Source organism: Burkholderia sp. NFPP32 (assembly GCF_900119325.1).
In the GTDB taxonomy this organism is placed as follows: Bacteria; Pseudomonadota; Gammaproteobacteria; order Burkholderiales; family Burkholderiaceae; genus Burkholderia; species Burkholderia pyrrocinia_C.
In genome coordinates, this window is record NZ_FPJP01000014.1 from 127,137 (window position 1) to 151,793 (window position 24,657).

The following is a 24,657-nucleotide window of genomic DNA, read 5'->3' on the forward strand; positions in this document are numbered from 1 at the left end:
GTCGGGCTGGCGGCGTGCGCGGATCGCGCGTGCAGCGTGAAGTGCGATCGATTCTAGGAAGCCGTTTTTTTTGTCACAATGATCGAATTTCGAACCTTCCTTTGCCGAAAAGGCAAAGCAGCGCGGCCGGGAACGGCGCGGAGACAGAACGATGACGGCTTTCCTGCATGGCCTGGCGCTGCGGTATTTCGTCGAGGTGGCGCGCACCGGCTCGATCAGCGACGCGTCCGCGCGGCTGCACGTGGCCGTATCGGCGATCAGCCGCCAGATCGCGAAGCTCGAAAGCGAGCTCGGCGCGCCGCTGTTCGAGCGCCGGCCGCGCGGGATGGCGTTGTCGGAGGCCGGCGAGCGGCTGCTGGCCTTCGCGCAGCGCAGCCTGCTGGAGGCCGAGCATGTGATGAAGGACATCGGCGGGCTCGACGCGCTGCACGGCAGCCTGCTGAAGATCGCGTGCTCGGAGGGGTTCGCGATCGATTTCCTGCCTGGCGCGCTCGCGAGCTTCAAGGCACGCCACCCGGGCGTCGATTTCTCCGTGTGGGTCGTGTCGCCGGCGGACGCGACGCGGCGTGTGCGCGACGGCGACGTGGACGTCGCGCTGACCTTCAGCCTCGCACCGGAGAAAGGCGTGCGTGTCGAGCACACCGAGCGAGCACCGATCTTCGCGCTGGTGCGGCGCGACCATCCGCTCGCGGCGCGCGCCGCGGTGTCGCTCGCCGATGTCGCGCGGCATCCGCACGTACTGCCCGAGGCGGGCACGACGGTGCGCCAGTTGATCGACATCGCGTGCGCGCTCGACGGGCTCCTGCTCGAGCCCGAACTGACGAGCAACAACACCGCGGCGATGTACGGCTATGCACGGCGCACGGGCGCGGTGATGTTCACGGGGCTGCTGTCGGTGCGCGACCGCTTCGATGCGGACGGCTTCGTCGTCGTGCCCGTGACGAACCCGCAGCTTCGCGAGCGCAGCATTCAGGTGCAGACGATGGCGGGGCGCGATCTGCCCGCGTCGGTACGGGCGTTCCGCGACCATCTGATCGACGCGATGCAGGTCGCATCGTCGCCGCCGGCCGCCGCGCGCGGCCCGAGACGCCGGCCCGTGAGATAATCGCCAATCCGCCTTCCGCGCCCATGCGGCTCATCGAGCCGCATCGCCCCTGTTCGACGCCAAATTGAAGAACCTGATTGTCACCCTCGATCGCGCCGGCGAGTTCGACGAGATCATCGACGTGCGCACGCCGCTCGAGTTCGCCGAGGACCACATTCCCGGCGCGCTGAACGCGCCCGTGCTCAGCAACGAAGAGCGCGTGCTCGTCGGCACGATGTACCGCCAGGTGTCGCCGTACGAGGCGACCCGCGTCGGCGCGGCGATGGTCGCGCGCAACATCGCACGCCATCTCGACACGACGTTCGCCGACCGTCCGCGCAACTGGCGGCCGCTGATCTATTGCTGGCGCGGCGGCAAGCGCTCCGGCTCGATGACGGCCTGGTTCAACCTGATCGGCTGGCAGGCGCGCCAGCTCGACGGCGGGTACAAGGCGTACCGCCGCTCGGTATGCGCGACGCTCGACACGCTGCCGACGCGCTTTCGTTATATCGCACTCGTCGGCCACACCGGCTGCGGCAAGACGCGCCTGCTGAACGCGCTGCGCGACGCGGGCGCGCAGACGCTCGATCTCGAGGCGCTCGCGTGCCATCGCGGCTCGCTGCTCGGCGCACTGCCGGGCACGCCTCAGCCGGCGCAGAAGGGGTTCGATTCGGGGCTCGTTGAAACGCTCGGACGTTTCGACCCCGAATGGCCGGTGTTCGTCGAATCGGAAAGCCGCAAGATCGGGCTCGTGCAGTTGCCGATCGCGCTGATCGACGCGTTTCACGCGGGGCCGTGGGTGCAGGTCGAAGCGGCGCACGACGAGCGCATCGCGTTCCTGCTCGACGATTACGGCCACCTGTTCGACGAACCGGCCGCGTTCAAGGCGCAGCTCCGTCGGCTGATCGGCCTGCACAGCCGCGAAGAGGTTGCGCACTGGAACGCGCTGATCGATGCGAACGCGCGGGCCGAACTGTTCACCTTGCTGATCGACAAGCATTACGATCCCGCTTATGCGCGCACCTACCGCGCGACGTACGGCAAGCCGAACCGGGCGCTGACGTTCGTTTTCCGGCCCAACGCGGCCGACGTGCGCGATCAGGCCAGCGCGCTGCTGGCCCAACTCGCGCAGGCCGGGCTGCCCGCGTCGGCCGCGCTTGCGGCAGGCGCGAAATCCGAAACCGATAAAGACCAATCGACGACTACACGATGACGACCACACGCACCCAACCCAATCCGGCCCTCGGCTGGATGACCTTCCTGCTGATCGCGGTCGCGGGACTGTTCTATGTGAAATGGTTCCCGTACTACAACAAGGCGTTCGTTGCCGCCGAACACCATTCGATCGGCCAGTCGATCCTGATGGGCACGTCGGCGGCCGCACCCGAGCCGTCGCTGAAGGCTGCGCTCGATTACGCGTGGGCGTACGGCAAGGCGATCTGGCAGGCGATGGTACTGGGCCTGTTGCTCGGTTCGGCCGTGCAGGCGCTGCTGCCCGCACACTGGGTCGCGCGCGTGCTCGGCCGCACGGGCTTCGGCAGCGTCGCCGCGGGCGGCCTGCTGTCGCTGCCCGGGATGATGTGCACGTGCTGCGCGGCGCCGGTCGTCGCGGGGCTGCGTGCGCGCCATGCGTCGCCGGGCGGCGCGGTCGCGTTCTGGCTCGGCAACACGGTGCTGAATCCGGCGGCGCTGGTCTTCATGGGCTTCGTGCTCGGCTGGCACTGGAGCGCGCTGCGCCTCGTGCTCGGCATTGCAATGGTGTTCGGGATCGGTTATCTGCTGAACCGCATTGCTCGCCCTGAAGACCGCAGCATCGACGATGCGCAGCTCGCCGCGCTGGCGGCCGAACAGGCCGCGGCCGGCAATCCGTTCGCCCGCTGGGTGAAGCTGCTTGCCCGCATGGCCGTGCGACTCGTGCCCGAATACATCGTGCTCGTGCTGCTGCTCGGCGCCGCGCGCGCATGGCTGTTCCCGCACATCGGCCCGGACATCGGCAATCATCTCGGCTGGATCGTCGCGTTCGCGGTCGCGGGCATGCTGTTCGTGATCCCGACGGCGGGCGAGGTGCCGATCATTCAGGCGATGCTGTCGCTCGGCATGGGCGTTGGCCCGGCCGCCGCGCTGCTGCTGACGCTGCCGCCGATCAGCGTGCCGTCGCTCGCAATGCTCTCGCGTTCGTTCAAGCCCTACATGCTGGCGATCGTCGCGACCCTCGTCGTCGTGTTCGGGATCGTGAGCGGCCTGCTCGCAGTCGCGTTCGGGTTCTGACGCGCGCGAGCGGCGCGCCGGGCGGGCGCGATCGTCGTATTCATCCGGCGCCGCGGCTTCACGCGTGCGGCGCCCTTTACAAGAAGCAAACAGGAAAACGCATGACCCAACCGAAGATTCATCCTCGACTCGAAAAGGCGCTGACGCGCGGCGATCTCGCGATCCGCCAGGCCAATTCCGCGCGGGCAACTGCCGTGCTGAACGCACTCGGCACGATGATCATCGAGGCCTCCGCAACGATCGGCGTCGACGCCAGCATCGACATTCCGCAGGGCGACCGCATTTACGATCCCGTCAACGGGGTGTGGCCGCAGAAGATGCTGGTGTCGTTCGACGGCCCGGTGGACGAAGCCGACAAGGAAGAACTGCGCTCGGTCTACCTGGTCGCCGACGATCCGGGCACGCAGTTCCGCGTCGAATGGCATCGCGCGGACGGCAAGCTCGGCCGCCAGGAAGGCGGCCCGCTCGCGACCGTCGCGTTCCTGACCGACGTCGAGATTCCGTGGAGCGACGACGACGAGTAACGTCGCCGCATGAAGCCGGCGCTGCGCGCGCCGGCCGTCAGCGCATCATCCGCCGCCGGAACAGCCACGCGGACAGCAGGAATCCGCCGACCGCATAGCCGGCGAGCACCGCAACATGCAACGCGACGTCCGTCGCGGGCCGGCCAAGCATCGCGGGCCGGATCAGCTCGACCGCGTTCGCGAGCGGCAGCGCATGCGCGGCGTGCTGCGCGACCGACGGCAACTGCGTGATCGGGAAAAACACGCCCGACAGCAGCAGCATCGGCGTCAGCACGAGCGTCTGATAGAACATGAAGAAATCGTAGGACGGCGCGAGCGCCGTGACGATCATCGCGACGCTGGCAAACGCGAGGCCCGCGAGCGCGATCACGGGCAGCGCCGCGAGCATCGACGGAAACTGCGCATAGCCGAGCGCACCCGCGACGAGCATGATCGCGGCCCCCGACAGCATGGCCTTGCTGGCTCCCCAGACGATCTCGCCGAGCACGATGTCGCCGAGCGCGAGCGGCGTATGCATGATCGCTTCCCAGGTGCGCTGCACGTGCATCCGCGAGAAGCCCGAATACATCGATTCGAAGCTCGCGGACATCATCACGCTCGACCCGGCCGTGCCGGCTGCGAGGAACGCGATATACGACACACCATCGACATGGCCGAGCATCAGGCCGAGCCCGAAACCGAGCCCGAACAGATAGATCATCGGATCGGCAAGATTGCCGAACATCGACGCGAGCGCGAGCTTGCGCCAGACGAGATAGTTGCGCCGCCATACGGCGACCCAGTTGGTTGCGTTCGCCGGCATCGCGATCGCGAAGCGTGATTCGCGCGGCGGTGCCGAAGGTGCGGTGGCGGAATAGTTGCGGACGTCCATGGTCGATCAGTCCTGCATTTCGCGGCCCGTGAGCCGCAGGAATACATCCTCCAGATTGGCCGGGCGATGCAGATAGCGCAACCCAGAGCGACCCTTGAGTCGCGCGCTGAGCGGCTCCGGGTCGTTCACGTAGCAGAACAGCGTTTCGCCGCTGATCTCGGTGCGCTTCGCGAACGCCGACAACTCGTCGCGCAGCGCGGCCGGGTCGGGCCCGTAGATTTCGATCACGTCGCAGCCGATTTCCGATTCGATCAGCGCATGCGGCGCGCCTTCGGCAATCTTGCGGCCTTCCTCGATCACGCACAGGCGGTCGCACAGGCGTTCGGCTTCTTCCATGAAATGCGTGGTGATCAGGATCGTCTTGCCGCGCGCGAGCAGCGAGCGCAGCCGCTCCCACATCAGGTGCCGCGCCTGCGGATCGAGGCCCGTCGTCGGCTCGTCGAGCACCAGCACGTCGGGATCGTTGACGAGCGCGCGGGCGAGCGTGAGGCGGCGCTTCATGCCGCCCGACAGCTCGCCGACCTTCGCGTCGGCCTTGTTCTCGAGCTTCGCGAATTCGAGCAGCGGCTGCACGAGCGCGCGCGCAGCGTGAGCCGACATCCCGAAATAGCGGCTGAACACGAGCAGGTTTTCGCGCACGGTGAAGTCGGGGTCGAGATTGTCGAACTGCGGGACGACGCCGACACGCTGGCGCGCATGCCGCGCTCGCGATGGAACAGGTTCGCCGCACAGCGAAATGGTGCCCGCATCGGGATACGCGAGGCCGAGCAACATCTTCAGCGTAGTGGTCTTGCCGGCGCCGTTCGGCCCGAGCAGGCCGTAGCATTCGCCGGCCTGTACGTTGAAGGACAGGCCGTTGACGACGAGTTTGTCGCCATAGCGCTTTTCGACGTTGCGGAGATCGATCGGTGCGACGGACATGGGCATGTTGTCGTTGTAAGCGGGTGGTTCCGCCGCCCGATGCGTGGCCGGTTGGCGAACGGATCGGACGAATGCGGGTCACAGGGGCATGACCGAAGCGCGCGACGCCGGCACGTTATGGCCTGCTGGAATACGAACGAGCCATTCTAGTGCATCGGCTGCGTCTCTTCAGGGCAGGCCTGCACGGTGCGATGCAGGTGTGCACCGATCGTGCACCGCATCATCGCGCACGCGCCGAGCGGGGCGAATCAGCGTTTTCCATCCCTTGCGTCCTGAATTGCGGCGCACCATGATGAATGCGTAGGCTCGTTGTCGCGATAGGGAGGTTTCATGGCTAGCTACAACAAGATTTTGCTGTGTTACGACGGCTCGCTCGAAGGGCGCAAGGCATTGCGTTGCGGCGCCAATCTCGCAATGGACCTGAAGGCCGAAACGCACTTGCTGTCGGTCGTCGACATGCGTTCGAGCATTGCGCAAAGCGCGGGTTTGCTGACCGACGTCGCGTGCGGCCGCTTCGAGGAAACCGCGCGCGAAATCCTGCAGGAAGGCGTGAACTGGCTGCGCGAGCGCGGCGTGCAGGCCGAAGGCCATTTCGCGTTCGGCTATCCGATCGACGAAATCGCGAATCTCGCGTCGGAGCTGAAGGTAGACCTCGTCGTCGTCGGCCACCGGTGCCGCAGCGGGCTATCGAGATGGTGGATGGGGTCGGGCAATACGCAACTGCTCGATCGCGTGAACTGCAGCATTCTGGTTGCGTGTTCGTCGGCGGAGGAGCAGAAGGCCGAAATCGCGCGCGAGCGTGAAGCGGCCACGGCGAGCGGCAAATGATCCAATGACGCAATGATTGCCTGACCGGCGATTCGCACCGGTCAGGCGCCGCACTGCATCCGCGGCGCGGGCGTCGCGCGCGACCGGCTACGCATGCAGGTCGATCGCGGACAACTTCCACGAAAACAGCCCGAAGCGGTGGAATACTGCCGCATAGCGCGTGCCATCGGCGCTGCGCTGGTAGGTCACGACGAATTCATCGACATTCCGGTAGCCGGCACTGGTTTGCTGCTGATGCGGCGTGTGCGTTGCATCGTTCGCGTTGGCCGGTGCGGCAGATGCCGGTGCCGGCGATGATGCTGCCGCGGCTGCGTTGCTGACCGGAACGGCTGCGCTCGCCGGAGCCGGATTGGCTGGCGGTGCGGCCGGTGCGCTGCCCGGTGCATTGCCTTGCGGCAGATTCGACCATTCGGGCGGACGCTCGCCCGGATTGCCGCGCGGCGGCAATCCGCTCATCAGCGCGGCCACGCCCTCCGGGGTCGCGTACGCATCGACCAGCGGGCCGATCAGTGCGGACCCGATCAGCGCACCGATCACCGCGAACGGATTCTCCTTCTTCACCGCGTCGATCCGGCGCATCAACTCTTCCGTGACCTGCTGCTTCAGGCTGATGCGCAGCGACGGAAAATCGACATATTCACTGATGGCCTGCGCATCGCGCGAATCGATCGCCGATTTCAGGCGACCGAGCGCGACGTATGGCGATGCGTATGCATAACCGATCGCTGCAATGACGGCGACGGCCAGTACGACGATCAGCAGGGGCTTGAGCCGCCATGTGCGGCCCGAAGATCCAGTCACGTTGCCTCCGGTGCGGGAATGTTCCGCAATCAGAGACCGCCTTGCGCGGCCGATCGTTCCTCCGCGATGCAGCGATCGATCATCCGGCACACGGCATCGATCGTGCCGACCATGATCAGGCGCGACCGGCCGTGATAGACGCGCACCGGCGCGCGGCGCGCGGGTTCCGCATGATTCAGGCCGGCATTCAGCGATACCCGCGCGAAAGCGGGGAGCGCCGACGGCAGCAGGGACGCCTGCCGTTCGACTGCGACTTCTTCTTTCACAGGCGCTGCCGCGGACAGCGGTGCGCAAGGCGTGCGGCCGCGCAGATGACGCAGGCGACCGAATTGACGGAAAGGCAGCAGACGGGCAAGGCGTTCCATGATGTTCTCCTCAGCGAGACGGAATGTCAGAGTTCGCCTGATCGGATCAGCCCGACGGCGATGCCTTCCAGCGCGAATTCCGCGCTGCCGGCCTTGACGAAGATGTTTTCGTAATCCGGGTTCTCCGCGATCAGCTCGAGACCGCCCGGCCGGCGCATCAGGCGCTTGACCGTGACGTCGTCGCCGAGACGCGCGACGATGATCTGGCCGTCCTTCGCTTCCGTGCGCTTCTGCACGGCGAGGAGGTCGCCGTCAAGAATGCCGGCGTCGCGCATCGACAGGCCGCGTACCTTCAGCAGGTAGTCGGGCTTGCTGGAGAACAGTGCGGGATCGCACGCGTAATGCTGCGAGATGTGCTCCTGCGCGAGGATCGGGCTACCGGCCGCGACGCGGCCGACGAGCGGCAGCGACAGTTGCATCAGGCCGGCGTGCGGCAGCGTGAACTGGTGCGGGGCGTCGTCGATGCCGAGCAGGCGGATGCCGCGCGATGCGCCGGCGGCCAGCTCGATCACTCCCTTGCGCGCCAATGCGCGCAGGTGCTCCTCGGCTGCATTCGGCGAGCTGAAGCCCAGTTCGGCCGCGATCTCGGCACGGGTGGGCGGGAATCCGGAGCGCTCGATCGCGCGACGGATCAAGTCGAACACTTGCTGCTGACGGGCGGTGAGTTTGGTCATGGCTCAACTGTATGGATAGACAGTGAGCTGTATTTTTATACAGTACTTCGGGAATTTCAAGCGTTACTTGAGGTTCGACGCGATCGCGCCGGTTCCGGCGCGATTTCGCGACGTCCGGACGCCGGTTCATCTGCCGCAACCGTCCATCCCGTATGCGTTAGCACTTTTGAGTATTAAAAAATGAGGAACGATTATTTTTAATCATGTAAGCCGTTCGCTAGACTGGCCCGACATCGCAATACCGACAACACTGGAGAACCAAGGATGGCGAAGCGCAATACGGGGCTGGCGGGCGGAGTGGGCCGCCTGATCGCAACACTCGCGCTGGGCGCGGCGGCGGCGCTGAGCGTCGCGACACACGCCCAGGCCGATACGACCTTCCTGAACGTGTCGTACGACCCGACGCGCGAGCTGTATCAGGACTTCAACCAGGCGTTCGGCAAGGAGTGGAAGGCGAAGACGGGCGAGACGGTCAACTTCAAGCAGTCGCACGGCGGCTCGGGCGCACAGGCGCGCTCGGTGCTCGACGGCCTGCAGGCCGACGTCGTCACGCTGGCGCTCGCGTACGACATCGACGCGCTCGCGAACAAGGGGCTCGTCAACAAGGACTGGCAGAAACGCCTGCCCGACAACGCGTCGCCGTACACGTCGACGATCGTGTTCCTCGTGCGCAAGGGCAATCCGAAGGGGATCAAGGACTGGGACGACCTGACCAAGCCGGGCATCTCGATCGTCACGCCGAACCCGAAGACGTCGGGCGGTGCGCGCTGGAACTACCTGGCCGCGTGGGCGTATGCGGTGCACAAGCCGGGCGGCAACGAGCAGACGGCGAAGGAGTTCGTCACGAAGCTCTACAAGAACGCGGGCGTGCTCGATTCGGGTGCGCGCGGCGCGACCACGAGCTTCGTGCAGCGCGGGATCGGCGACGTGCTGATCGCATGGGAAAACGAGGCATTCCTGTCGGTCAAGGAATTCGGTACCGACAAGTTCGAGATCGTCGTGCCGTCGGTGAGCATCCTGGCCGAGCCGCCCGTCGCGGTGGTCGACAAGGTGGTCGACAAGAAGGGCACACGCAAGCTGGCCGACGCGTACCTGAACTTCCTGTACAGCCCGCAGGGCCAGGAGATCGCGGCGCGCAACTACTACCGGCCGCGTTCGAAGAGCGTGCCGGCGGAACTGACGAAGCAGTTCCCGAAGCTGAAGCTGTACACGGTCGACGACACGTTCGGCGGCTGGACGAATGCGCAGAAGACGCATTTCGCGGACGGCGGCGTGTTCGACTCGATCTACAAGCCGCAGTAACGCCATAACGACAGCTGCGCGCCACGACAGCGCGCCGCATCCCCGACGGGCCGCCGGCGCAATTCATCGCGCCGGCGTTTGCGTCGGGCCCATGAGCAGCATCGACCCAGCAAGAGCATCCGATGACGACGTACACCTTTCGCAAGCCGAGCGCGCTGCCCGGTTTCGGCGTGACGCTCGGCATCACGGTGGCCTATTTGAGCCTCGTGGTGCTGATTCCGCTCGCCGCCACGTTCATGAAGACCGCGACGCTGTCGTGGGACCAGTTCGTCACCGCCGTCACGTCGCCGCGCGTGCTCGCGTCGTACCGGCTGACGTTCTCGGCCGCGCTCGGCGGCGCGCTGATCAACGCCGTGTTCGGCTTCCTCGTCGCGTGGGTGCTCGTGCGCTACACGTTCCCGTTCAAGCGCCTCGTCGATGCGATCGTCGACCTGCCGTTCGCGCTGCCGACGTCGGTCGCCGGCATCTCGCTTGCGGCCGTTTACGCGACCAACGGCTGGGTCGGCCAGTATCTCGCGCCGCTCGGCGTCAAGATCGCGTTCACGCCGGCCGGCGTGCTGGTCGCGCTGACCTTCATCGGGCTGCCGTTCGTCGTGCGCACCGTGCAGCCGGTGCTCGAGGATTTCGAGCGCGAGCAGGAAGAGGCCGCCGCATGCCTCGGCGCATCGCGCTGGCTGACGTTCCGCCGCGTCGTGCTGCCGGCCGTGCTGCCGGCGCTGCTGACCGGTTTCGCGCTGGCGTTCGCGCGCGCGCTCGGCGAATACGGGTCGGTGATCTTCATCGCCGGCAACGTGCCGATGAAATCCGAGATCACGTCGCTGCTCATCATCACGAAGCTCGAGCAATACGACTACGCGGGCGCGACCGCGCTCGCGGTCGTGATGCTGGTCGTGTCGTTCCTGATGCTGCTGCTGATCAACACGCTGCAATGGTATTTGCAGCGCCGGACGAGCCGCGGCTCGTCCGGCAAGGGCGCAAGCGGCCCCGCGCCCGCGACCGTCACCGTAACCGCAACCGCAGCAGGAGGCCAGCAATGAGCCAGGACGCCACCGTCGTGCTGAAAACCCCGTCGTCGGCCGCGCAAGGGCGCGCCGCAAACCGGCTCGACCCCGTCAGCGAGTCGCGCGTCGTGCGCTGGCTGCTCACGGGCATCGCGCTGGCGTTCCTCGCGTTCTTCCTCGTCGTGCCGCTCGCCGCGGTGTTCGTCGAGGCGCTGAGAAAGGGCGTCGGCTTCTATCTCGAATCGCTGGCCGATCCCGACGCATGGGCGGCAATCAAGCTCACGCTGATCGTCGCCGCGATCGCCGTGCCGCTGAATCTCGTATTCGGCGTGTGCGCATCGTGGGCGATCGCGAAGTTCGAATTCCGCGGCAAGGCGCTGCTGACGACGCTGATCGACCTGCCGTTCTCCGTGTCGCCGGTGATCTCGGGCCTCGTGTACGTGCTGCTGTTCGGCGCGCAGGGCTGGCTCGGGCCGTGGCTGCAGGATCACGACGTGCAGATCATCTTCGCGGTGCCGGGCATCGTGCTCGCGACGATCTTCGTCACGTTCCCGTTCGTCGCGCGCGAGCTGATTCCGCTGATGCAGGCGCAGGGCACCGACGAGGAAGAAGCCGCGCGCGTGCTCGGCGCGTCGGGCTGGCAGATCTTCCGCCGCGTGACGCTGCCGAACGTGAGGTGGGGCCTGCTGTACGGCGTGATCCTGTGCAACGCGCGCGCGATGGGCGAATTCGGTGCGGTATCGGTCGTGTCGGGCCACATCCGCGGCGTGACCGACACGATGCCGCTGCACGTCGAGATCCTGTACAACGAATACAACTTCGCGGCGGCGTTCGCGGTGGCGTCGGTGCTGGCGCTGCTCGCGCTCGTCACGCTCGCGCTGAAGCTGCTCGCCGAGCGTCATCTCGCCGCCGAACTGGCCGGCGCGCGCGACGCCGTTCCCGTACATGCCGGCCCTGTCGCCGCCGTTTCGTCGAAATCGTAAAGAGGCAACCAGAATGGGTATCACCGTCCGTAACCTTCAGAAGCGCTTCGGCGATTTCACGGCGCTCGACAACGTGTCGCTCGACTTCCCGCCCGGCGAGCTGGTCGCGCTGCTCGGGCCGTCCGGCTGCGGCAAGACCACGCTGCTGCGCGTGATCGCGGGCCTCGAGCACGCGGACGCCGGCCAGGTCGTGCTGCAGGGGCTCGACGTCGCGTCGGTCGGCGCGCGCGACCGCCAGGTCGGTTTCGTGTTCCAGCATTACGCGCTGTTCCGCCACATGACGGTGTTCGAGAACGTCGCGTTCGGGCTGCGCGTGAAGCCGCGCCGCGAGCGGCCGTCGGAAGCCGCGATTCGCGACAAGGTGCACGAGCTGCTGAAGCTCGTGCAGCTCGACTGGCTCGCGCAGCGCTATCCGTCCGAGCTGTCGGGCGGCCAGCGCCAGCGCATCGCGCTGGCCCGTGCGCTCGCGGTAGAGCCGAAGGTGCTGCTGCTCGACGAACCGTTCGGCGCGCTCGACGCGAAGGTCCGCAAGGAGCTGCGCGGCTGGCTGCGCCGTCTGCACGACGACCTGCACATCTCGACGATCTTCGTCACGCACGACCAGGAGGAGGCGCTGGAGGTGGCCGATCGAATCGTCGTGCTGAACCGCGGCCACGTCGAGCAGGTCGGCAGCCCGCAGGACGTCTACGATCATCCGCGGAGCGCGTTCGTGTACGAGTTCCTCGGCGCGGCGAACCGGCTGCCGGGCACGGTCGCCGGGCGCGGCTTCGTCGCCGAGGGCGCCGCTGCACCGATCGAGGTGGACGCCGACTTCGCGGGCCCCGCGAACGCATACGTGCGGCCGCACGACCTGCAGCTTTGGCCGGCAGGAGAAGGGCACCGGGACGGCATCGCCGTGGACGTGCGCCGCGTGATCCCGCTGGGCGGCTCGGTGCGCGTCGAGCTCGAGGCGCGCTCGGGCGGCGCACTCGAGGCGGAACTCGATCGCGATGCATGGCGTGCGCTCTCGCTGCAGGTCGGCGACGGCGCGACGGCCGTGCCGCGCGCGGTGCGCGTGTTTCCCGCGCGTTGAAGCGAGCATGCAGGGCAGGGGGCGGAATTCGCTCCGATTCGACCATCAAACAACGACAGCCTAAGAGGCATACCCATGAATTTTCAGCAATTGCGGTTCGTGCGCGAAGCGGTGCGCCAGAACATGAACCTGACGGAAGTCGCGAACGTGCTGTACACGTCGCAGTCGGGCGTGTCGAAACAGATCAAGGATCTCGAGGATGAGCTGGGCGTCGACATCTTCATTCGGCGCGGCAAGCGGCTGACGGGCCTCACGGAGCCGGGCAAGGCCGTGCACCAGTTGATCGAGCGGATGCTGCTCGACGCCGAGAACCTGCGCCGCGTCGCACGCCAGTTCGCGGACCAGGACAGCGGCCACCTCGTCGTCGCGACCACGCACACGCAGGCGCGCTACGCGCTGCCGAAGGTGATCCGGCAGTTCACCGACGTGTTTCCGAAGGTGCATCTCGCGCTGCGTCAGGGCAGCCCGCAGCAGATCGCGCAGATGATCCTGAACGGCGAGGCCGATCTCGGCATCTCGACCGAGGCGCTCGACCGCTATCCGGACATCGTCACGTTCCCGTGCTATTCGTGGCACCACACGGTCGTCGTGCCGAAGGGCCATCCGCTCGTCGGCCGCGAGAACCTGACGCTCGACGAAATCGCCGAGTATCCGATCATCACGTACGACCAGGATTTCACGGGCCGCTCGCACATCGACCAGGCGTTCGCGCAGGCGGGCGCCGTGCCCGACGTCGTGCTGACCGCGATCGACGCGGACGTGATCAAGACCTATGTCGAGCTCGGGATGGGGATCGGCGTCGTCGCGGCGATGGCTTACGATCCGCAGCGCGACACGGGCCTCGTCGCGCTCGATACGCAGCACCTGTTCGAGGCGAGCACGACGCGGGTCGGGCTGCGCAAGGGCGCGTTCCTGCGCGCGTATGCGTACCGGCTGATCGAGATGTTCGCGCCGCACCTGAACGAAGCGGAAATCGCGGGGATGTTGCGCGAAGCCGTCTGACGACAGCGCTTCGCGCGCCGTTCGGGCGGTTGCGCCGGGCGGCGCGGCATGCGCTCGCCGGAGGCGATGCGCAGCGCAGCGGCGGATGTGCCGTAGCCGTGTGGTCGTCGCTTGCCGTCGCCGTGAAGCGGCTGCACGGCATCGACAAGTCGGGTGGTGGATGCTGCTGCACTTCGTGCCGAGCGTCGGCGCGATCGCGTTGTTCGTGATGAACGGTTTCGTTGCCGGACGCCGCATGTGAACCGCTTCGGCGAGCCGCCGTCGGCCGATGAAGACGAGCCGGTGCCGCAGGACCCTGCGTGACGCGCGGCGGCCTGCGCAAGTGTGGTTTTTGCGCGTCGCGACGCACGATCGCGCACTCCGAAAAAACCCTTAAATATTGATCAGACAGGTTGCGCGCCGAAGCGAATCGGTACAGCATAGCTTTCACTCCGCCGGCTTCCAGCCGGCGGCGGCGCGTAAACAACAGCACGCGCCAGGCAGTCGGCCGTCTGCCTCGCTTCCATTCCGTGGTACCGACAGCAGCATCGATGGCCATTGCCCGGGTAGTGTGGCGCAAACGTTTGCTTACATTAAAACAACAGTCCGGCCCTTCGGGCCAGTCGCCAGGAGATGTGTATGAATGTCCGCTTTCGCCGTCGCTTCCTGACCGTCGCGCTCGCCGCCGTCGCGGTCGCCGCCGCACCGGCCGTCCACGCGCAATCTGCGGCCAAGCCGAAGGTCGCGCTCGTGATGAAGTCGCTCGCCAACGAGTTCTTCCTGACCATGGAAACCGGCGCGAAGGAATACCAGAAACACAACGCGAATCAGTTCGACCTGATCACCAATGGCATCAAGGACGAGACCGACACCGCGAACCAGATCCGCATCGTCGAGCAGATGATCGTGTCGAAGGTCGACGCGATCGTGCTCGCGCCGGCCGATTCGAAGGCGCTCGTGCCGGTCGTGAAGAAGGCCGTCGACGCGGGTGTCATCGTCGTGAACATCGATAACCGGCTCGATCCCGACGTGCTGAAGTCGAAGAACCTGAACGTGCCGTTCGTCGGCCCCGACAACCGCAAGGGCGCGCGCAAGATCGGCGACTACCTCGCGAAGAAGCTGAAGGCGGGCGATCAGGTCGGCATCCTCGAAGGCGTGTCGACGACGACCAATGCGCAGCAGCGCACGGCCGGCTTCGAGGACGCGATGAAGGCGGGCGGGATGAAGGTCGTATCGGTGCAGTCCGGCGAATGGGAGATCGACAAGGGCAATGCGGTGGCTGCCGCGATGCTCAACGAATACCCGAACCTGAAGGCGCTGCTGTGCGGCAACGACAACATGGCGATCGGCGCCGTGTCGGCCGTGCGCGCAGCCGGCAAGCAGGGCAAGGTGGCCGTGGTCGGCTACGACAACATCAACGCGATCAAGCCGATGCTGAAGGACGGCCGCGTGCTCGCGACCGCCGATCAGTACGCGGCGAAGCAGGCCGTGTTCGGCATCGACACGGCGCTCAAGGCGATCGCCGAGCATCGCAAGCAGGCCGACATGTCCGGCGTGGTCGAGACGCCGGTGGATCTCGTGACGAAGTGACGCCGCGCCGGTGCGGCCGCCGCCCTCAAGAATCGGGCGCGGCGGCCGTTATCCGGTGTGAGCGCGATCACGGCCACTGCATGCACATGCACTAGTGAGCGTCACACCCGCGCGCCGCGTGCGCGCGGCCGCAACCAGGATCGCGATGGAACCGACCTTCCAACCCTCCCGTTCAGCCGCCCCGGTGCTGTCCGTATCCGGCATCGGCAAGACCTATACCGAACCCGTGCTCGCCGACGTCACGCTGACGCTCGCGGCGGGCCAGGCGCTCGCGTTGACGGGCGAGAACGGCGCCGGCAAGAGCACGCTGTCCAAGATCATCGGCGGGCTCGTCGAACCGACCGCCGGCACGATGCAGCTCGGCGGCCAAGCGTATGCGCCCGCGAGCCGCACGCAGGCCGAGGCGCTCGGCGTGCGCATGGTGATGCAGGAGCTGAACCTGCTGCCGACGCTGACGGTCGCCGAAAACCTGTTCCTGAACCGCCTGCCGCGGCGCTTCGGGATCATCGACCGCGCGCGGCTGCGCGACGACGCGCGCGCTGCGATGGCGCAGGTCGGGCTCGACACGGTCGATCCCGATACGCCCGTCGGCGCGCTCGGCATCGGCCATCAACAGATGGTCGAAATCGCGCGCAACCTGATCGGCGACTGCCGCGTGCTGATACTCGACGAACCGACCGCAATGCTGACCGCACGCGAAGTCGCGCTGCTGTTCGAGCAGATCGACCGGCTGAAGGCGCGCGGTGTCGCGATCGTCTACATCTCGCACCGGCTCGAGGAACTCGCGCGCGTCGCCGAGCGCGTCGCGGTGCTGCGCGACGGCCGGCTCGTGCATGCGGGCGACATGGCGGCGACGACGTCCGACCGGCTCGTCACGCTGATGGTCGGGCGCGAGGTCGGCGAGCACATCGATCTCGGCGAACGCCATATCGGCGCGCCGCGGCTTGTCGTGTCGGGCCTCACACGTGGGTCGGCCGTGCGGGACGTGTCGCTCGAGGTGCGCGCGGGCGAGATCTTCGGCATTTCGGGGCTGATCGGCGCGGGGCGCACTGAATTGCTGCGGCTGATCTACGGCGCCGATACGCCCGATGCCGGGATGATCGCGGTCGGCCAGCCGCTGAAACCGGCGCGGATCGGTTCGCCGGTCGATGCGGTGAAGCATGGCATTGCACTGATTACGGAGGATCGCAAGGGTGAAGGGCTGCTGCTGTCGCAGTCGGTCACCGCGAACGTGTCGCTCGGCCAGCTCGACCGGCTCGCGCGCGGCGGCATCGTCGACACCGCGCGCGAAACGGCGCTCGCCGAGCGGCAGATCGACGCGCTGCGGATTCGCACGCACGGTGCGGCGCAGGCGGTCGGCGAGCTGTCGGGAGGCAACCAGCAGAAGGTCGTGATCGGCCGCTGGCTCGCGCGCGACATGGGCGTGCTGCTGTTCGACGAGCCGACGCGCGGGATCGACGTCGGCGCCAAATTCGAGATCTACACTTTGATGGGCGCGCTCGCGCGCGAAGGCCGCGCGCTCGTCGTCGTGTCGAGCGACCTGCGCGAGCTGATGCTGATCTGCGACCGGATCGGCGTGATGTCGGCCGGGCGCATGACCGCCGTGTTCGAGCGCGGCAACTGGACCCAGGATGCGCTGCTGGCCGCGGCGTTCGCCGGCTTCGGCCGCGAGACGCCGCCGGGCGGCGCGCAGCATCCGGACGCGGGGCCGGCGCAGGGCGCCGCTCCCGGCACTTCGACGACAGGACGACCGCAATGACCCAGCCTCCCGTATCCCCGACCGATGCAGGCGCGCAGCAGGACGTGACGGGGCGCCGCGCGCGCACGCTGTCCGGCACGCGGCTCGGCCTGTCGAACTATCTCGGGCTCGCCGGCGCGCTGGCCGCGATGATCGCGCTGTTTTCGGCGCTGAGTTCGCATTTCCTGACCTACGACACGTTCAGCACGATCGCGAACCAGATTCCCGATCTCGTCGTGATGTCGGTCGGGATGACCTTCGTGCTGATCATCGCCGGGATCGACCTGTCGGTCGGTTCGGTGCTTGCGCTCGCCGCGTCGATGGTCAGCGTCGCCGCGCTGAAATGGCAGTGGGGGCCGCTGCCGGCCGCGCTGATCGGGATCGCGGTCGCAACCGTCACGGGCGCGCTGACGGGCGCGGTCACGGTCGGCTGGCGGATCCCGTCGTTCATCGTGTCGCTCGGCGTGCTGGAGGCCGCGCGCGGCCTCGCCTATCAGCTGACGAATTCGCGCACGGCCTATATCGGCGACGCGTTCGATTTCCTGTCGAACCCGATCGCGCTCGGCATCTCGCCGGCATTCCTGATCGCGGTCGCGGTGATGATCGCAGCCCAGTTCGTGCTCACGCGCACCGTGTTCGGACGCTATCTCGTCGGGATCGGCACGAACGAGGAAGCCGTCCGACTTGCCGGGGTTAACCCGCGGCCGTATAAAATCCTCGTATTCGCATTGATGGGTGCGCTCGCGGGGCTCGCATCGCTGTTCCAGATTTCGCGGCTCGAGGCGGCCGATCCGAACGCGGGCGTGGGCCTCGAACTGCAGGTGATCGCGGCTGTCGTGATCGGCGGCACGAGCCTGATGGGCGGGCGCGGCTCGGTGATCAGCACGTTCTTCGGCGTGTTGATCATCTCCGTGCTGGCCGCGGGGCTGGCGCAGATCGGCGCGAACGAGCCGACGAAGCGGATCATCACCGGCGCGGTGATCGTGGTGGCGGTCGTGCTCGATACGTATCGCAGCCGGCGCGCACGCGCGCGGTAGAAAGACAGACAGAACAGACCAGAGAGAAACGGGAAATGGCGACGATCAAGGATGTGGCGGCCATGGCGGGCGTGTCGTTTACGACCGTCTCGCACGTGGTGAACAATTCGCGGCCGGTGTCAGCGGATGTGCGTGCGAAGGTCGAGGGCGCAATCCGCGAGCTGAACTACGTGCCATCGGCCGTGGCGCGCTCGCTGAAGGCGCGGGCGACGGCGACCATCGGCCTCGTCGTGCCGAACAGCACGAATCCGTACTTCGCGGAGCTTGCGCGCGGCATCGAGGATCAGTGCGCGGCCAACGGCTATTGCGTGTTCTTCTGCAACTCGGACGACGATCCCGTGAAGCAGCGCAACTACCTGCGCGTGCTGCAGGAAAAGCGCATCGACGGGCTGATCGTCGCATCGGCAGGCGAGGATGCGGTGCTGGCGCAGACGCTCGCGGACACGCATGCGCCGCTCGTCGTCGTCGACCGCAACATCGAGGGGCTCGCGGCCGATCTCGTGCAGATCGACCACGAACGCGGCGCGTACCTGGCGACGCGCCACCTGCTCGAACTCGGGCACGCGAAGATCGGCTGCATCACCGGGCCGACCGACACGGCCGTCAGCGCGATGCGCGTGCACGGCTTCATCCGCGCGATGGCCGAGCGCGGGGTCGACATCGTGCCGGGCGCGATCGCGGAAAGCGACTTTTCGTGCCTCGGCGGTTATCACGCGGCGTCGCGGCTGTTCGAATCGGTGCGGCCGAGCGCGATCTTCGCGGGCAACGACCTGATGGGCGTCGGCGCGCTGCGCGCGGCCGCCGAGCGCGGAATGCGCGTGCCCGACGACTGCTCGATCATCGGTTTCGACGACATCGAATTTTCCCGCTACACATATCCTGCGCTGTCGACGGTCGGCCAGTCGGTGCGCGCGCTCGGCGAAATGGCCGCGCAGACGCTGATCGAGCGGATCGGCGGCGGCTCGACGGCCGTGCCGAGCCGCCGTCGCGTCGTGTCGCCGCGCCTCGTGCTGCGCGAATCGACGGCGATCTACCGCGAACCGGCCGCATCGGGCGGTCGCGCATGACGGCGCTCGCTGCGGGCGCCGGCCGCGTGACGGTGGTCGGCAGCCTGAACATGGATCTCGTCGTGCGTGCGCCGCGGTTGCCGCTGCCGGGCGAAACGCTCGCCGGGCACGCGTTCGCGCAGGCGGCGGGCGGCAAGGGCGGCAACCAGGCCGTTGCCGCCGCCCGGCTCGGCGCGCAGGTCGCGATGATCGGCTGCGTCGGCGCGGACGCGCACGGCGCGGCACTGCGCGCGGGCCTCGAAGCCGAGGGCATCGACTGCACGGGGCTTGCGACGAGCGCGTCGGCGTCGACCGGCGTCGCGCTGATCGTCGTCGACGATGCGAGCCAGAACGCGATCGTGATCGTCGCGGGCGGCAACGGCGAGGTCACGACCGATACGATCGCACGGCACGAAGCCGCGCTGGCGTCGGCCGACGTGCTGATCTGCCAGCTCGAGACGCCGCCCGACGCGGTGTTCGCGGCGCTGTCGGCCGGGCGGCGGCTCGGCCGCACGGTGGTGCTCAATCCGGCCCCGGCCGTCGCGCCGCTGCCGGCCGGCTGGCTGCCGCTCGTCGATTACCTGATCCCGAACGAAGTCGAGGCCGCCGCGCTGACCGCGCTGCCGGTACGCGATCCGGCCGGTGCCGAAGCCGCCGCGCGTGCGCTGCAGGCCGGCGGCGCGCGCAACGTGCTGGTCACGCTCGGTGCGCGCGGCGTGCTCGCGCTGACGGCCGACGGCATCGCGCGGCATTATCCGGCGCCGGCCGTGCAGGCCGTCGACACGACGGCGGCCGGCGATACCTTCATCGGCGGTTTTTCCGCGCGGATCGCAGCCGGCGCGGACGTCGACGCGGCCATCCGCTTCGCGCAACGCGCGGCGGCGCTGTCGGTCACGCGAGCGGGCGCGCAGCCGTCGATTCCGACACTCGCGGAACTGGCCGAATAGGGCTGGATCCCTGATGCCGCATCACGGCCGGCCGTCGCACGAGACGGCCGGCCGTGTCTGCTGCCCCGGCCGGCATCGCGCGAGCCCTCTCCCATCCTGTTTGTCGCCACCCGGATCTCGCACCAATTATTCAGAAGGATGAAATAAACAGACAAATAATTCGAAAAAATACCGTGGAAACCATCAAGTTGTGCAGCGTACGGTCGTAAATGCACCGAGTGAAGCAATGCTTCGAGCCAACGGGCCCGGCCCGTTCATGACGACGCAACACAGGAAGGATGATGGTCTTCAGGAACCTGACGATTCGTGCGCGCATCGGTTTGACGATGGCGTTTCTGGCGGTGCTGCTGGGCGTAACCGGCGTGCTCGGGCTGTACGGGATGACGCGTGCGAACGACTCGACGCGCGATATTTTCACGAACCAGATGCCGAGTGCGGTCGACGTGGCGGTCGCGGAAATGTTCGCCGCGCGCGAGCGCCTCGCGCTCGACCGCGCGGCGCTGCTGTCCGGCACGCCCGACTCGGCGGCGGCCATCGAGCGCAGCCGCGCGATGCGCACGCAGTCCGACGCGTGGTGGCAGAAATACCTCGCGCTGCCGCGCGACGCGGAGGAGGATCGCCTGGCGCAGGATGTCGCAGCGAAGCGGCTGGCGCTGCAACGCAGTTGCGACGCGTTCGCGAGCATCGTCGGGGCCGACCAGCGCGATCGCATCGGCGACGGCGCCAAACAGCTCCAGGCGCTCTACACCGACCTCTCGGTGGCGGGCGAGGCACTGCGCAACTTCCAGTTCACCGCTGCAAAGGAGGGCTTCGATCATGCGCAATCGGTGTACGACACGCTGCGCGTGCTGTCGATCGTCGCGCTCGCGGCCGGCATCGGCGCCGCGCTGTTGTCGTGGCTGACGCTGAGCCGCGCGATCGGCCGCCCGATCGCGGACGCGCTCGCGCATTTCGACGCGATTTCCGCAGGTGACCTGCGCCGGCCGATCGTCGTGCACCGGCGCGACGAGATGGGCCAGCTTCTCGACGGCCTCGCGAAGATGCAGCGCGGGCTCGTCGACACGGTTCGCACCGTGCGCGGCGGCAGCGAGTCGATCGCGACCGCGGCCCGCCAGATCGCGGCCGGCAACATCGACCTGTCGTCGCGCACCGAGGAACAGGCCGCTGCGCTGCAGGAAACCGCATCGAGCATGGAACAGCTGACCGGCACCGTGAAACAGAACGCGGACAATGCACGCCAGGCAAGCGCACTGGCCGCGAATGCGTCGGAGATTGCAAACAAGGGCAATACGGTGGTCGGCCAGGTGGTCGGCACGATGGGCGAGATCAACGACAGCTCGGCCAAGATCGCGGACATCATCGCGATCATCGAGGGAATCGCGTTCCAGACCAACATTCTTGCGCTGAATGCGGCCGTCGAAGCCGCACGCGCGGGCGAGGAAGGGCGCGGCTTTGCGGTCGTCGCGGGCGAGGTGCGCAGCCTCGCCCAGCGTTCGTCGACCGCGGCCAAGGAGATCAAGGCGCTGATCGACGCGTCGGTGGAGCGCATCCGGTCGGGTTCCACGCTGGTCGACGAAGCGGGGCGCACGATGAGCGACGTGATCAGTGCGGTGCAGCGCGTGACGGACATCATGGGTGAAATCGCCGCGGCGTCCGAGGAGCAGAGCGGCGGGATCGACCAGGTGGCGCGCGCCGTTGCGCAGATGGACGAGGTCACGCAGCAGAATGCGGCGCTCGTCGAGGAAGCCGCGGCCGCCGCGCAGTCGCTCGATGAACAGGCCGCGCGCCTGCGTGAAACGGCGTCGGTGTTCCAGCTCGACGACGAAGCGGCACGCCCGGGCGGCGTCGCGCCGGTCGCAGCGCGTCACGCATCGCGCACACCCACGGCGGCGGTTGCCGCGCCGGCACCGGCACAACAGGCTGCTGCGCGCGACGATCGCGATGCACCGCCGAAGCGCATGGCTGCGGCGATGCCGGCGCGCAAGCCCGTGGCTGCATCCGCAGCGCCCGCAGCGGCGCCGGTCGCTGCTGCCGCCGGCTCCGACGACTGGGAGACCTTCTGATTCGCGCGTGCCGCGCATCTATCCCCATTTGGTGACGAACGACGCCCGCGACATGCGGGCGTCGTCGTTTCGGCGGCGGACAAAATGTGACAGCGCGCGTGAACGGTCACGCATCGTCGCATGCATCGCGCGACCAGCACCGACGGATGCGCGCAACACGCGCAACGGTGCGCGTCGTGTTCCCGCATCCGTCGTACGGGTATCTCCGTAAGGGGCACGGCAAAAAAATTGTAACGGTGCGCGCGGCGTGTCGTCGTAAACGACGGCTCGAACGTATAGGGATGAAGGGGGGCGTGACGACGTCGGAAGTGTCCAACGCACAAGACGATCCGTTGTTCGACGAGACGCGACGGATGCAGTTTCTGCGGCTCGGGAGGTCGATTGTAAAACGACGAAATACGTTGTCCAAGCGGTGTTGTCGAGAATGACGAACTTCATACGAAGAGTTCGTGAAAAAAAATTAGAAAGGGTTTAGGATGAATTCGAACGCGCTTGCTTCTGCGCAGTCGTACGAAGGCAGGCACGTCTTCAGACTCAGGCGAGGGAGGTAGCATGGATATTTACAGCAGCTTCGCGAACCGCTTCGAAAAAATGCGAGAGGAAGAGCTCTCGCTGGAGGAGTATCTCGCGCTCTGCAAGAACGATCCATCCGCGTACGCGACGGCTGGTGAACGCATGCTGGCAGCAATCGGGGAACCTGAACACATCGATACCCGCAACGAGCCGCGCCTGTCGCGGATCTTCGCGAACAAGGTCATCAAGGTCTATCCCGCATTCCGTGAGTTCTACGGAATGGAGGAAGTGATCGAGCAGGTGGTCGCGTATTTCCGCCACGCCGCGCAAGGGCTCGAAGAGAAGAAGCAGATCCTCTATCTGCTCGGTCCGGTGGGCGGCGGCAAGTCGTCGATCGCCGAGCGTCTGAAGCAACTGATGGAGCGCGTGCCGTTCTATGCACTGAAGGGCTCGCCCGTCAACGAATCGCCGCTGGGGCTGTTCGACTACGACGAGGACGGCCCGATCCTAGAGGAACAGTACGGCATTCCGCGCCGCTACCTGAAGAGCATCCTGAGCCCGTGGGCCGTCAAGCGCCTGCACGAATACAACGGCGACATCCGCCAGTTCCGCGTCGTGCGCCGCTATCCGTCGATCCTGCGGCAGATCGGCATCGCTAAGACGGAGCCGGGGGACGAGAACAACCAGGACATCTCGTCGCTGGTCGGCAAGGTCGACATCCGCAAGCTCGAGCAGTATGCGCAGGACGACGCCGACGCATACAGCTACTCGGGCGGCCTGTGCCTCGCGAACCAGGGCCTGCTCGAGTTCGTCGAAATGTTCAAGGCGCCGATCAAGGTGCTGCACCCGCTGCTGACCGCCACGCAGGAAGGCAACTTCAAGGGCACCGAGGGCTTCGGCGCGATTCCGTTCGACGGGATCATCCTCGCGCACTCGAACGAGTCGGAGTGGAAGGCGTTCCGCAACAACCGCAACAACGAGGCGCTGCTCGACCGGATCTTCGTCGTGAAGGTGCCGTACTGCCTGCGTGTGTCGGAAGAGACCAAGATCTACGAGAAGCTGATCCGCAACTCGTCGCTCGCCGAGGCCGTATGCGCGCCGGGCACGCTGAAGATGATGTCGCAGTTCTCGGTGCTGTCGCGCCTGCACGAGCCGGAGAATTCGAGCCTGTTCTCGAAGATGCAGGTGTACGACGGCGAAAACCTGAAGGACACCGATCCGAAGGCGAAGTCGTACCAGGAATATCGCGACTACGCGGGCGTGGACGAAGGGATGACGGGCGTGTCGACACGCTTTGCGTTCAAGATCCTGTCGCGCGTGTTCAACTTCGATTCGAGCGAGGTCGCGGCCAATCCCGTGCACCTGATGTACGTGCTCGAACAGCAGATCGAACGCGAGCAGTTCCCGCCGGAAACCGAGCAGAAGTACCTGTCCTTCGTGAAGGACGTGCTCGCGTCGCGCTACGCGGATTTCATCGGCAAGGAGATCCAGACGGCCTACCTCGAGTCGTATTCGGAGTACGGCCAGAACATCTTCGACCGCTACGTCACGTATGCCGACTTCTGGATCCAGGATCAGGAATTCCGCGATCACGATACGGGCGAGAGCTTCGATCGCGCCGCGCTGAACGCGGAGCTGGAGAAGATCGAGAAGCCCGCCGGCATCAGCAATCCGAAGGATTACCGCAACGAGATCGTGAACTTCGTGTTGCGTGCGCGGGCGGCGAATGCGGGCAAGAACCCCGTGTGGACGAGCTACGAGAAGTTGCGCGTCGTGATCGAGAAGAAGATGTTCTCGAACACCGAGGAACTGTTGCCGGTGATTTCGTTCAACGCGAAGGGTTCGGCGGAAGAGCAGCGCAAGCATGAGGACTTTGTAAACCGGATGGTCGCGAAGGGCTATACGCCGAAGCAGGTGAGGCTGCTTTGCGACTGGTACCTGCGCGTGCGCAAGTCGTCATGACGCGCGCGGTACCGAGCCCGTGCGGCGAGTCCGCACGGGCGCTTTCAGGGACGCCGCCCGCATGACGGGAGACGGCATGTGCGGCG

22 protein-coding genes are annotated in these 24,657 nt (G+C 66.8%); 17 read left to right on the forward strand and 5 right to left on the reverse strand.

Annotated elements, in window-relative coordinates; translation table 11 throughout:
- Positions 1 to 151: 151 nt before the first annotated feature.
- The 4 genes from BT264_RS24440 to BT264_RS24455 all read left to right on the forward strand — a co-directional run bounded on the left by BT264_RS24440 (position 152) and on the right by BT264_RS24455 (position 3,876).
- Complete coding sequence (locus BT264_RS24440) at positions 152 to 1,105, forward strand: LysR family transcriptional regulator (RefSeq protein WP_072441532.1); 954 nt, start codon at positions 152 to 154, stop codon at positions 1,103 to 1,105.
- Between the two features lie 64 nt (positions 1,106 to 1,169).
- The gene (mnmH, locus tag BT264_RS24445) at positions 1,170 to 2,297 is read left to right on the forward strand and encodes a tRNA 2-selenouridine(34) synthase MnmH (protein WP_072441530.1); all 1,128 of its coding nucleotides are present in this window, start codon (positions 1,170 to 1,172) and stop codon (positions 2,295 to 2,297) included.
- A complete protein-coding gene (locus BT264_RS24450; RefSeq protein WP_072441528.1) occupies positions 2,294 to 3,352 on the forward strand; it encodes a permease in 1,059 nt (352 codons plus the stop codon). Before mnmH ends, BT264_RS24450 begins: the two co-directional genes overlap by 4 nt.
- A 101-nt stretch (positions 3,353 to 3,453) precedes the next feature.
- Positions 3,454 to 3,876 (forward strand): hypothetical protein, encoded by a 423-nt coding sequence (locus BT264_RS24455; protein ID WP_072441525.1) that lies wholly within the window; start codon positions 3,454 to 3,456, stop codon positions 3,874 to 3,876.
- 37 nt (positions 3,877 to 3,913) lie between these two features.
- Here BT264_RS24455 and BT264_RS24460 read toward each other — a convergent pair whose 3' ends face one another.
- Positions 3,914 to 4,747: an ABC transporter permease gene (locus BT264_RS24460; protein ID WP_072441522.1), complete on the reverse strand. Its 834-nt coding sequence runs from the start codon at positions 4,745 to 4,747 to the stop codon at positions 3,914 to 3,916.
- A 6-nt stretch (positions 4,748 to 4,753) separates the two neighbouring features.
- Entirely contained in the window at positions 4,754 to 5,668 is a 915-nt protein-coding gene (gene nodI, locus BT264_RS24465; RefSeq protein WP_072441520.1) for a nodulation factor ABC transporter ATP-binding protein NodI, read from the reverse strand.
- Positions 5,669 to 5,998: 330 nt separating this feature from the next.
- Between nodI and BT264_RS24470 the strand changes: the two genes are divergently transcribed.
- Positions 5,999 to 6,496, forward strand: coding sequence for a universal stress protein (locus BT264_RS24470; protein ID WP_034184109.1), 498 nt, complete (start codon positions 5,999 to 6,001; stop codon positions 6,494 to 6,496).
- Between the two features lie 87 nt (positions 6,497 to 6,583).
- On the opposite strand, the gene BT264_RS24475 is transcribed toward BT264_RS24470, so the two are convergent.
- The 3 genes from BT264_RS24475 to lexA are packed head-to-tail and all read right to left on the reverse strand — an operon-like array spanning position 6,584 to position 8,336.
- Entirely contained in the window at positions 6,584 to 7,297 is a 714-nt protein-coding gene (locus tag BT264_RS24475; protein ID WP_072441517.1) for a DUF2939 domain-containing protein, read from the reverse strand.
- Positions 7,298 to 7,326: 29 nt separating this feature from the next.
- Positions 7,327 to 7,662, reverse strand: coding sequence for a hypothetical protein (locus BT264_RS24480; RefSeq protein ID WP_034184111.1), 336 nt, complete (start codon positions 7,660 to 7,662; stop codon positions 7,327 to 7,329).
- A 26-nt stretch (positions 7,663 to 7,688) separates the two neighbouring features.
- The gene (gene lexA, locus BT264_RS24485; RefSeq protein ID WP_009689103.1) at positions 7,689 to 8,336 is read right to left on the reverse strand and encodes a transcriptional repressor LexA; all 648 of its coding nucleotides are present in this window, start codon (positions 8,334 to 8,336) and stop codon (positions 7,689 to 7,691) included.
- 264 nt (positions 8,337 to 8,600) lie between these two features.
- On the opposite strand from lexA, the gene BT264_RS24490 reads away from it, so the two are divergent.
- The 12 genes from BT264_RS24490 (at position 8,601) to BT264_RS24550 (ending at position 24,571) form a co-directional block, all read left to right on the forward strand.
- Positions 8,601 to 9,638, forward strand: coding sequence for a sulfate ABC transporter substrate-binding protein (locus BT264_RS24490; protein WP_072441514.1), 1,038 nt, complete (start codon positions 8,601 to 8,603; stop codon positions 9,636 to 9,638).
- A gap of 122 nt (positions 9,639 to 9,760) precedes the next feature.
- Complete coding sequence (gene cysT / locus BT264_RS24495; protein WP_072441510.1) at positions 9,761 to 10,675, forward strand: sulfate ABC transporter permease subunit CysT; 915 nt, start codon at positions 9,761 to 9,763, stop codon at positions 10,673 to 10,675.
- The gene (gene cysW / locus BT264_RS24500; RefSeq protein ID WP_072441507.1) at positions 10,672 to 11,622 is read left to right on the forward strand and encodes a sulfate ABC transporter permease subunit CysW; all 951 of its coding nucleotides are present in this window, start codon (positions 10,672 to 10,674) and stop codon (positions 11,620 to 11,622) included. The genes cysT and cysW overlap by 4 nt, the downstream gene beginning before the upstream one ends.
- Before the next feature lie 13 nt (positions 11,623 to 11,635).
- The gene (locus BT264_RS24505) at positions 11,636 to 12,694 is read left to right on the forward strand and encodes a sulfate/molybdate ABC transporter ATP-binding protein (RefSeq protein WP_072441503.1); all 1,059 of its coding nucleotides are present in this window, start codon (positions 11,636 to 11,638) and stop codon (positions 12,692 to 12,694) included.
- Between the two features lie 75 nt (positions 12,695 to 12,769).
- A complete protein-coding gene (locus tag BT264_RS24510) occupies positions 12,770 to 13,696 on the forward strand; it encodes a CysB family HTH-type transcriptional regulator (RefSeq protein ID WP_034184116.1) in 927 nt (308 codons plus the stop codon).
- Positions 13,697 to 14,314: 618 nt separating this feature from the next.
- The gene (locus tag BT264_RS24515) at positions 14,315 to 15,265 is read left to right on the forward strand and encodes a sugar ABC transporter substrate-binding protein (RefSeq protein ID WP_072441500.1); all 951 of its coding nucleotides are present in this window, start codon (positions 14,315 to 14,317) and stop codon (positions 15,263 to 15,265) included.
- Between the two features lie 145 nt (positions 15,266 to 15,410).
- Positions 15,411 to 17,024: a sugar ABC transporter ATP-binding protein gene (locus BT264_RS24520; protein WP_072441498.1), complete on the forward strand. Its 1,614-nt coding sequence runs from the start codon at positions 15,411 to 15,413 to the stop codon at positions 17,022 to 17,024.
- Complete coding sequence (locus BT264_RS24525; RefSeq protein ID WP_034184119.1) at positions 17,021 to 18,040, forward strand: ABC transporter permease; 1,020 nt, start codon at positions 17,021 to 17,023, stop codon at positions 18,038 to 18,040. Before BT264_RS24520 ends, BT264_RS24525 begins: the two co-directional genes overlap by 4 nt.
- Before the next feature lie 35 nt (positions 18,041 to 18,075).
- Positions 18,076 to 19,107, forward strand: a complete 1,032-nt coding sequence (locus tag BT264_RS24530; protein WP_072441495.1) for a LacI family DNA-binding transcriptional regulator — start codon at positions 18,076 to 18,078, stop codon at positions 19,105 to 19,107.
- The gene (gene rbsK, locus BT264_RS24535; RefSeq protein WP_072441491.1) at positions 19,104 to 20,033 is read left to right on the forward strand and encodes a ribokinase; all 930 of its coding nucleotides are present in this window, start codon (positions 19,104 to 19,106) and stop codon (positions 20,031 to 20,033) included. Before BT264_RS24530 ends, rbsK begins: the two co-directional genes overlap by 4 nt.
- A 281-nt stretch (positions 20,034 to 20,314) precedes the next feature.
- Positions 20,315 to 22,096 (forward strand): methyl-accepting chemotaxis protein, encoded by a 1,782-nt coding sequence (locus BT264_RS24540; protein WP_072441489.1) that lies wholly within the window; start codon positions 20,315 to 20,317, stop codon positions 22,094 to 22,096.
- Positions 22,097 to 22,648: 552 nt separating this feature from the next.
- The gene (locus tag BT264_RS24550) at positions 22,649 to 24,571 is read left to right on the forward strand and encodes a PrkA family serine protein kinase (protein ID WP_034184123.1); all 1,923 of its coding nucleotides are present in this window, start codon (positions 22,649 to 22,651) and stop codon (positions 24,569 to 24,571) included.
- The last annotated feature ends 86 nt before the right edge of the window (positions 24,572 to 24,657 follow it).